The 9,535-nt window shown below is 63.1% G+C and carries 6 protein-coding genes; 1 reads left to right on the forward strand and 5 read right to left on the reverse strand.

What is annotated here, in order from left to right; genetic code table 11:
• Positions 1-58: 58 nt before the first annotated feature.
• The 5 genes from cax to IB235_RS24125 all read right to left on the reverse strand — a co-directional run bounded on the left by cax (position 59) and on the right by IB235_RS24125 (position 7,750).
• Positions 59-1,147, reverse strand: a complete 1,089-nt coding sequence (gene cax, locus IB235_RS24105) for a calcium/proton exchanger (RefSeq protein ID WP_192338889.1) — start codon at positions 1,145-1,147, stop codon at positions 59-61.
• 15 nt (positions 1,148-1,162) lie between these two features.
• Positions 1,163-2,851, reverse strand: coding sequence for an aspartate-alanine antiporter (aspT, locus tag IB235_RS24110; RefSeq protein ID WP_192338890.1), 1,689 nt, complete (start codon positions 2,849-2,851; stop codon positions 1,163-1,165).
• Between the two features lie 49 nt (positions 2,852-2,900).
• Positions 2,901-4,592: an aspartate-alanine antiporter gene (aspT, locus tag IB235_RS24115; protein ID WP_155041606.1), complete on the reverse strand. Its 1,692-nt coding sequence runs from the start codon at positions 4,590-4,592 to the stop codon at positions 2,901-2,903.
• A 21-nt stretch (positions 4,593-4,613) separates the two neighbouring features.
• Positions 4,614-7,346: a decarboxylase gene (locus tag IB235_RS24120; protein ID WP_192338891.1), complete on the reverse strand. Its 2,733-nt coding sequence runs from the start codon at positions 7,344-7,346 to the stop codon at positions 4,614-4,616.
• Positions 7,347-7,492: 146 nt separating this feature from the next.
• Positions 7,493-7,750 (reverse strand): hypothetical protein, encoded by a 258-nt coding sequence (locus tag IB235_RS24125; protein ID WP_192338892.1) that lies wholly within the window; start codon positions 7,748-7,750, stop codon positions 7,493-7,495.
• A 160-nt stretch (positions 7,751-7,910) separates the two neighbouring features.
• Between IB235_RS24125 and IB235_RS24130 the strand changes: the two genes are divergently transcribed.
• Positions 7,911-9,535: hypothetical protein (locus IB235_RS24130; protein ID WP_192338893.1), on the forward strand; the 1,625-nt coding region annotated here is incomplete at its 3' end.

Raw genomic sequence — 9,535 nt, forward strand, 5'->3', positions numbered from 1 at the left:
CCGAACAGGATCTCGGTCGCGCGCGAAACCGGGTCAAGGACGCGGGTCGTGTCGGTTGTCATTGCGCGGGCGGCAGGACGTAAAGCGTCAGGCCGAAGATCGCATAGACCATCAGCACCAGCACCCCAAGAAACCAGGTCGAATGTCCGCCATTGGTCAGCATCGCCGCCGAAAGCGCCGCGATCAGCATCATCACGATGGCACCCGGCCAGAAATCCAGCCCCATCGGCATGGGCCCGATGACATAGCTTAGCAGCACCAGCAGCGGCCCGACAAACAGCGCGATCTGCGCGGCGCTGCCAAGCGCGATGCTGACGCTGAGATCCAGCCGATTCTTGCGCGCCGCCGAGAAGGCCGAGGCGAATTCGGCGGCCCCGCCCACCAGCGACACGACGATGAAACCGACAAAGGCCGGTGAAAGCCCCAGCGCGGCACCCGCCACCTCGACCGAGGCCACAAAGATATGGCTGACCATCGCGACCAGAACGGTGATCACGGCCAGCGTCACCAGCGCAATGCCGATCGGCATGGCATCGCCATGCGCTTCATGTTCGGAGCTGGCAAAGGCCTCCTTATGCGTCCCCAGCGAGAAGAACAGCCCCAGCACATAGCCGCCGATCAGCAGAACGGCCAACATCAGGCTAAGGTGCTGGAGCGCCACGGGATCGGCGACATGATCCGCCGTCGCCACCGCCGAGGGCACCAGCAGCGCCACGGTGGCGATGAACAGCATGCTGGCCTGAAACCTAGCGCCGACGCGGTTGAAATCCTGCACATGGTGACGCAAGCCCCCCAGCAGAAAGGACGCGCCCAGCATGAACAAGGCGTTGGTGACAATGGCCCCGGCGATCGAGGCCTTGACCAGCGCATATTGCCCAGCCGCCAGCGCGGTCAGGGCGATCACCAGTTCGGTCAGGTTGCCCAAGGTGGCGTTGATCAGCCCGCCCGCCGCATCGCCGGTTTTTTCGGCGACGGATTCGGTGGCAAGGCTCAGCATGGCGGCCAGCGGCACGATGGCCAGAACCGACAGCAGGAACAGAGCCACATGCGCCTCGGGGCGGGCATGTTCGGTGAACAGGACCACGGGCACAAAGACCAAGAGCCACAGCAGCGGCGTAGACCGGATCTTGCCAAGAAGCTGGGTCATGGCGCGCGTTCCTTGTCAGACGGTGAGGACCAGAATGGGGCCAAGCAGCGTAAGCGTGACGTTCGAGATCGCATAGGGCACCGTATAGCCAAGGACGGGTGTCTCGTTCTCGGCGGCCTGTACGGCGGCGTTCAGCCCGGCGGTGCAGGTAAAGCACCCGGCCAGCGCGCCGCAAATGATGGCCGGGTTCATCTTCAGCACGTAGCGTGCGTAAAACAGCGACAGGACGATCGGCACGATCACCGCGACAATGGCAAGGACGGGCAGCAGGATGCCCTGTTGTTTCAGCAGGGTCAGCGCCTGCGGTCCGGTCCCCAGCCCGACACAGGCGATGAAGATGGCCAGCCCGAAATCCCGCAGATGAAGCGCGGTGGCGGGCGGCAGCCCTCCGAATTTGGGATGGCGCGAGCGCAGCCAGCCGAACAGCAACCCTGACAGCAGGCAACCGCCGCCGGTATGCAGCGCGACCGGAGAGCCGGCGATGGGTACGGTGATCATGCCGATCAGAATGCCGACGATGATGCCCAGACCCAGATAGACGTAATCCACCGCGAGACCCTGATCGACGGCATAGCCGATCACCGGAACCGCGCCGTCCAGCGCCTCGGGCATGCCATACAGGCTGACCAGATCCCCGGCCTCCAGCCGCATTCTGGGCCGTGGGACAAGGTTCTGCCCCGAACGCGAGATCTTGACGACGTGGACGCCCCGGCGCTGCTGTGGGTCGATCTTCGCCCGCACCGCCATGATGGTTTCGCCGATGAAATCCTTGTTCGTCAGGACGACCGTCCTCGTTTCACCGACCAGATCCAACCCGCGGGTATCGGTGGTCTCAAGACCTAGGAAGGTCTCGGCTTTGAGTACCTCGTCCAACCGGCCCAGCAGGGCGACCCGATCGCCCATGGCCAGTTTGCGGCTTTTTTCCGGTTCCAGCGTCCGGCCCCGGCGGACGATACGCTGGACCGTGACAAAGCCGTTGAACCTGTCTTCGAACGCGCCGACATCGATCAGCGCCTCGGGGCGGGTGATCTGAAAGGCCCGCGCGACAATGCCGCGCAGGGCGGTTTCCTGCCCCGGTTCCAGATCATCATCCCCGCCGATCCCCAGATCCGCCGTGTACTTCGCGGCCTCGACCTGAAGCGAGATCCCCATCAGCTTTGGCGCGATCAGGCTGACGAAGAACACCACAAGCGTGAAGCCGAACAGATAGGTGATGGCATAGGCCACGCCGATATTGGCCTGCATCGCGCTGATCTGATCGGCGGGCAGGTCCATGCTGCCCAAGGCCTCGCTGGCGGTGCCGACCGCCGCCGATTCCGTGATCCCGCCCGCCAGCAGTCCGGCGGCCGTGCCCTTGTCGAGGCCGAAGAACTGCGCCAGCCCCCAGATCGTCACGAAGATCAGCAGGCTTGAGACCAGCGACAGGTTGACAAGGTTCAGCGTGCTGCGCCCAAGGCTTTGAAAGAAGCTGGGGCCGCTGACATAGCCCAGCGAATAGATGAACAGCGCGAATGCCATGGTCTTGATGTTCTCATCGACCTCAACCCCCACCTGTCCGACGACGATGGCGGCAAACAGAGTGCCGGGGATGCCGCCCAGCGGTATCCCCGCCACCCTGATGCGACCGATGGCAAAGCCGATCGCGACGCAGACGAACAGCACGGCGATCGGGGACGCGTCAAAGAACGATCGGATCAGTTCCATTTCCCCGCCTCCTGCCACTCACCGGACGGCCCCGCAGGGCCGCCCCCGCTCACATGACCAGCAGCACGATGACCAGACCCCACAGGGTCAGCAGCGTGTTGCTGACGGCATAGGGCACCGTGTAGCCCAGCATCGGCACGTCGCTTTGCGCGACCTCGCCCACCATCGCCACCGAGGCGGTCGAGGTCCGCGCACCGCCGCAGCAGCCCAGATTGATCGCGTCATCGAATTTGAAGATGTATTTGCCGATATAGGGCGCGATCAGCATGGGAACGGCAGTGGCAAACAGACCCCAGAAGAACAGGCCGAACCCGGCCTCTTTCAGTCCGGCGATGAAGGTCGGACCCGAGGTGATGCCGACAATGGCGATGAACACGTTCAAGCCAACCGAGTTCATGAACCACAGCGTCGGCTGCGGAATATTGCCGATCTGCGGCTTGATGGTGCGCAGCCAGCCGACAATGATCCCGGCGATCAGCGCCCCACCCGAGGTTGACAGCGTGATCGGGATGCCACCGACGGGCAGCACCAGCGCCCCGAAGAGCCCGCCGAAAAAGATCGACAGCCCGACCAGCACCATGTTGGTGACGGTCTGCGGGCGGTCGGCGAAACCGGTCGATTTGACGAAGGCCTCGACATGGGCGGTCGAACCGGCGACCCGCAGGATATCGCCGCGGTTCAGCTTGGTTCCCGGCAGCACCGGGATGTTCACCGCCATCGAGCCGCGCCGGATCGAGTTCAGATAGACGCCGCGCGTATAGGGTTCCTTGGCCAGTTCGATCAACTCGCGCCCGTCCAGCGCCTTGTTGGTCAGGACCACGTCAAGGGCCTCGACCGGGATGTCCAGCAGCCCGCGATCCTCGACCTCATCCGCATCCTCGAACAGTTCCACCAGCGCTTCGCGCCGCCCCGAGATGGCGACGATGTCGCCCGCCTGCAGGACGGTGTCGGGGGTGGGGCTGACCAGCTCGCCACCACGACGCAGGCGTTCGATGAAAAGGCGTTCACCCTTGGCCAGGGCCTCGGCGGCGATGGCGGATTTGCCGACCGCGATACCGCCCTCGCGGACGCGATAGGCGCGCAGCTCGCGGGCATGCCAAGCGCTCAGATGGCCCGCATCTTTTGATCCGCCCTTCAGCACCTCGCGCTCATAACGGGCGCAGGCTTCGCGCAGGTCGACGCCCAGCAGCTTCGGCCCAAGAAAGGCCAGAATCCAGCCGGTGCCGATGGTCCCGAACAGGTAGGTGATGGCATAGGCGACCGGGATCAGGTCGGTCTGCGCCTTGGCCTGATCGGGCGGCATGCCGGAATTGTTGATCGCATCCGTCGCGAGGCCAATCGAGGCAGAGATCGTCTGCGCCCCGGCCAGCAACCCCGCCGACAGCCCCGGCCCATAGCCCGAGACCTTGGCCGCGATCCAGACGACGATCAGGCACAGGACCGAGATGACCACCGCGAACAGCGCCTGCGGCAGCCCGTCGGTGGCGATGCCGCGGACGAATTGCGGCCCGACCCCGAAGCCCACGGCAAACAGGAACATGATGAAGAAGATCGATTTCACCTGACCCGAGATATCGATGCCGATCTGGCCGATGATCACCCCGGCCAGCAGTGTGCCGGTGACCGCGCCAAGGCTGAAGCTGCCAAAGCGCTTGGCGCCGACCCAGTAGCCGATGGCCAGCGTCAGAAAGATCGCCAGCTGCGGATTGGCGCGAAGCGTATCGAAGACGTAACTGAACATGGTTCTGCCTCCTGTCGGGCGCTATTTGCGGATGTGATCCTTGGCATGGTCGGGCCGGATCAGCTTCAGCCCCTTGGCGCGCTCAAATCCGTGGATTTCCTTGACATCAAGCTTGCGCATGAAGTCGATCGTTTCCTTGCTGATGACCTGACCGGGCACCATGATCGGAAAGCCCGGTGGGTAGGGGATGACGAAATTGGCCGAGATCATCTCGGGGCCGGATTTCAGTCGCTTGTCGACATCGGGACTGTCCAGCGGCAGATATTCGCAGCCCTCGGCGTAATAGGCGCTGTAGAAGGCCGAGCGCATGTCGCCCTCGGGCGTGGTCTTGCCGGCGTCCCACCGATAGGCCTCGTGGAAATGGCTGAAATTCGGCAGGTCCGGTACATCGGTCATCAGCGATTTCACGCGGGCGGCAAAGGTTGCGGCAGCGTTTTCGCCGCCCTTTGCCAGATCCGTCTCGATCTTGCGGCTGATCTCCAGCAGCACCCGGATCAGGTTGGCCACGTCGCTGCGGGTGTTGTTGATGTTCGATTGCAGCAGGACCGAGTTGCGCGAGGTCTTGTTGAACTGGATGTCGTAATCATCGGCCATCAGTTTCTTGAACTGGGTGCCGTCAAAACCCGCCGTGCCGCAGACCAGCGTCATCCGGGTCGGGTCCAGACAGAACTCGTCCTCATGCATGGACCGCACCTGATCCTCCCAATCCGCGCCGGGGGTCAGGAAGTCGACGAAACCGGCACTGCGATATTTGGCGGGGATCATCTCGGGGACGCCCAGCACCCGGAAGTATTTCGAGATGATGGGATGGGCGTTGACCTCTTTGCGGATATCCAGCGCGATCTCGATGGCATTGGCGACCAGACCGTAGCCCTCCAGTTCCATCTGGCGGCGGGCGACATCAAGGCTGGCGATCAGCTGCTGGTTCGGGCTGGTCGAGGCATGGGTAAAGACCGCCTCATGGAACTGCGCTTCGACGGATGCGAAATCCACATCGCGCACCAGCAGCATCGAGCCCTGACGCAGCGCCGACATCGACTTGTGCGTCGAGTTGGTCTGATAGACCCGCAGCCGAATCTGGCGCGGATCGGGGATCAGCCGGGTTTCCAGCAGTTTCTCGATGCTGGGCTTCTTGCCCAGTTCCTTTTGCTGGGCCTCATAGGCTTCGACCGATGCCGGGTCGCGCATCCATGCGGAAATGGCATCGGCGGCGCCCATGGCGGTGCGCGGGCGCAGGAAGGGCGACCAGCGGGCAAAGCCGAACCATGCCTCGTCCCACAGGAAGATCAGGTCGGGCTTGATCGCCAGACATTCCTCCATCACCCGGCGGGTGTTGTAGATATGGCCGTCAAAGGTGCAATTGGTCAGGTCGACCATCTTGGCGCGGTCCAGCCGCCCCTCGGCCTTGAGTTCCAGCAGCGCCTGCTTGATCGCGGACAGCGGAACCGCGCCATACATCGAATATTCCGTCATCGGGAAGGCGTCGATATACAGCGGCTGGCCCCCCGCCAGCACCAGCCCATAGTGATGCGACTTGTGGCAATTGCGGTCCAGCAGCACGATATCGCCCGGCGCGACCAGCGCCTGATGCACCATCTTGTTCGAGGTGCTGGTGCCGTTGGTGACAAAGAACACGTGATCCGCGCCAAAGGCCCGCGCCGCCATTTCCTGCGCCAGCTTGATATTGCCCGTCGGCTCCAACAGGCTGTCGAGGCCGCCGGTCGTGGCGCTGGATTCCGCCAGAAAGATGTTCAGCCCATAGAATTCGCCCATGTCGCGGATCCAGTCGGACTTGAACACCGACTTGCCCCGCGCGATGGGCAACGCGTGAAAGGTGCTGATCGGCCGCATCGCGTATTTCTTGAGATTGTCGAAGAACGGCGTGCGGAAGCGGTCGTCGATCCCTTCCAGAACGCACAGATGCAGCTCCAGCAGCTCCTCGACCGAATAAAGCACCCGGCGGACGCTGGAGGCGCGCAGATCGCCCGCCAGCCGTTCGACATGCCGGTCCGACAGCAGATAGATGTCCAGTTCCGGGCGGATGCGTTTGAGCGCATCGGCCAGCGACAGCGGCAAGTCATCGCCCGCGATATGCGCGGCGTCCAGCTTGGCCGAGGCAAGGAAATCGCGCAGCACCGGCACGGGTGCGGTGCTGTCATGGGCAAAGCCTTCGTAAATCGTCACCGCCGCGATGGCGGGGTTCAGAATTATCGCGATGATCGCGTCCTCGAAGCTGCTGACGGGCACGGCTTCATAGGTGAAGGCATCCTCGGAGCGGCGCAGGCGGCGCATCTGCTCGATGATGTTGCGGCCCCGGCTGACCGCACCGGGGGCGACCACCAGCATCTCGAAATAGGGGCGGTGATGCTGGTCGCGCGACAGGGTCGGGGTGTTCAGGCCGGGAGGGGGGTCGGAAAGAATCTCGCCCGAATCCCAATCCTCTGCATCGGATTTGTAGGAGCGCGTCAGGATCGATTCCGACAGACGCTGCGCCAGCGTCGCCGCCGCCCCAGCCTGCCCGGCATCGATGCGCTGGCGCAGGCTGGCCAGCAATTGCCCGCCCGGATAGGCGAAGAAGCCCTCATAGGCGTCGATCCCTTCCAACAAGGCGCGCATCTGGGTGGCATCGCCGCGGCCCTGTTCCCATTCGCGCGCGGCGGCGTGAAGTTCGCGCCACCTGTCGGCGCGCGCTCCCGGAAATGAAAAGAAATGGTCGATGCGGCGTTCTTGTGGCTCCGCAGCTTGCTTGTCCATTGCATCCCCCTACGGCAATGCCGGACCCCTTTCAGGCAACGCCCGGGATCCTGCTGTCACAAGAATCATAGGGTGGGGGATGAGGTTGGCGCGATCCGGCCTATGTAGCTTACTGTTAACTACTGCACCGGATGGTTTGGCCTGTCTCAACCGTCGTCATGGTTGCGGCCATGATGGGACAGGTAGTCGCGCAGCTCTTCCTCAAGCTCGACCAGCACATGGCGATATTCATCGACTTCGGGACGTAAGACCGCATCGGGACGGGCTTCGAAACGTTTGAGCGAGGCGACCGCCAGTTCCATATCCTCACAGATTGCCCGGAAACGCTCATCACGCAGGTAAAGCCGGCGGATGATTTTGGCCCGGTCGGGAAATCGTTGGATGACATGCTCGATCAAGTGCATGGCACGAAACCCTCCACTGTGGCAGAATGGCGCTACGATCGATCAATCTCTGGCAAGTTTCCAAAGTTTCCAGATTATCCGAAGCGTCACGAGTACGTTACCGTAACAAGCCGCTTCCTTCGCCTTTGCTTCAGTCTTTGTCCATAACAGGAAAACTGGAATGTCAGACGGGTTGTCGAGTTCGATCCCTGAGCCAGAAATCCGCGCGGAGCTTGAACGCATCCTTGCGTCCTCGGATTTTCAGGCTTCGGCAAGGAACCGCCGCTTTCTGCGCCACGTCGTCGAGGAAACCCTGCTTGGCCGCGGGGGGCGGATCAAGGCCTATAGCATCGCGACCAGTGTCTTTGACCGCCCGGATGATTTCGATCCCCTGCAGGATTCCATCGTCCGCATCGAGGCCGCCCGCCTGCGCCGCGCCATCGAGCGTTTCTACCTGCTGGCAGGCGACCTGCTAGGGGCGCGGATCACCATCCCCAAGGGTACCTATGTGCCCGAATTCTCGCGGCCTCAGTCGCCGGCGGAAGCATCGCCTTTGATCGAGCAGAAAGCACCGCCCGCCATTGAGCCGCTACAGGATTACGGTCCCCGCATTCTGGTCGAACTCTTCGAGCAGGAAGGCGATCTTGCGAGCTGTCCGACCATCGGGCGCACGCTGACGCGGCAGGTGATTTCGGCACTGACCCGTTTTACCGATCTCTTTGTCTATGGACCTGCCACGGCAGAAGTCGGTGGGGCGGAGCATGATCTGCCGATCGATTATCGCCTGTCGGGCACGCTGACCCTGTCCAGGGACCGCCTGCATGCCGATCTGCTGATGAGTCGGCAAATGGATGGCCGCTATGTCTGGGCGCAGACGTTGGATCACCCCTTGGGGGTTGAACGTGACCCTCAGCAGATCGTCAGCCTGTGTTCCGAGATCGCCGGCCATGTCGTTCGCGTGGTGGCGCTGCGCGACGGTATCCTTGACAGTCAGGCGCGCGAATCCGGTGGTGCCGCGCCACGGCATTTCGCAGGTTACCAGAAGTTGCTGGATTTCCATGATTACTGGCGCACCCTCGATCCGGCGCGCTTTGAGCCATTGCGCCTTGACCTCGAGGCGACGATTGCCGCCGATTCAGGCTTTGCCGCAGGTCGTGCCTGCCTGTCGTTGCTTTACAGCAATGCGGCCCGCTTTGGGTATCAGGCCGGTCCGGCGCCGCTGGATCGCGCTTTGTCGCTGGCGCGAGAGGCGATCAGGCTCGCACCGAATTCCAGCAAGGCCTATCATGCAAGGGCGGTGGCGGAATGGTTTCTTGGCCAGCCCGAGTCCGCGCTGGCGACCCTGCAGATGGCCCGCGCGCTCAACCCCAATGACCCCGAGTTGATGGCCGAACTGGGCTTTCGCCATGCCAAGCGGATGGTTTGGGAAATCGCCGTGCCGCTGTTGGAGGAAGCCTATCTGCGCAATCCGTTGCAAAGTGGTCAATATCGGATGGGGTTGTTCTTTTTCCATTTTTCGCATGACCGGCCCGCCGAGGCATTGCGCGAGGCATTGGCGATCAACGCCCCCGGCATTGGCCATTTCCACCTGGCCAGTTGCGCGGCGCTGTCCGAAATGGGGCGCCTCGATGAGGCGCGCGCCTATCTGGCCGAGACGGACAGGCTGGTTCCCGGTCTGCGCGATCGTCTGGTCGAGGACCTGACCTTTCGTCAGATCCATCCCGATCTGATCGCCGCCATCGCCCGCGCCATCGGCCGGGTCGATCCCGGGCCGGGACGTGTCAGGCATCTGCGCCGCCCCCCGGC

The organism is Paracoccus sp. PAR01 (assembly GCF_014851995.1).
GTDB lineage: Bacteria > Pseudomonadota > Alphaproteobacteria > Rhodobacterales > Rhodobacteraceae > Paracoccus > Paracoccus litorisediminis.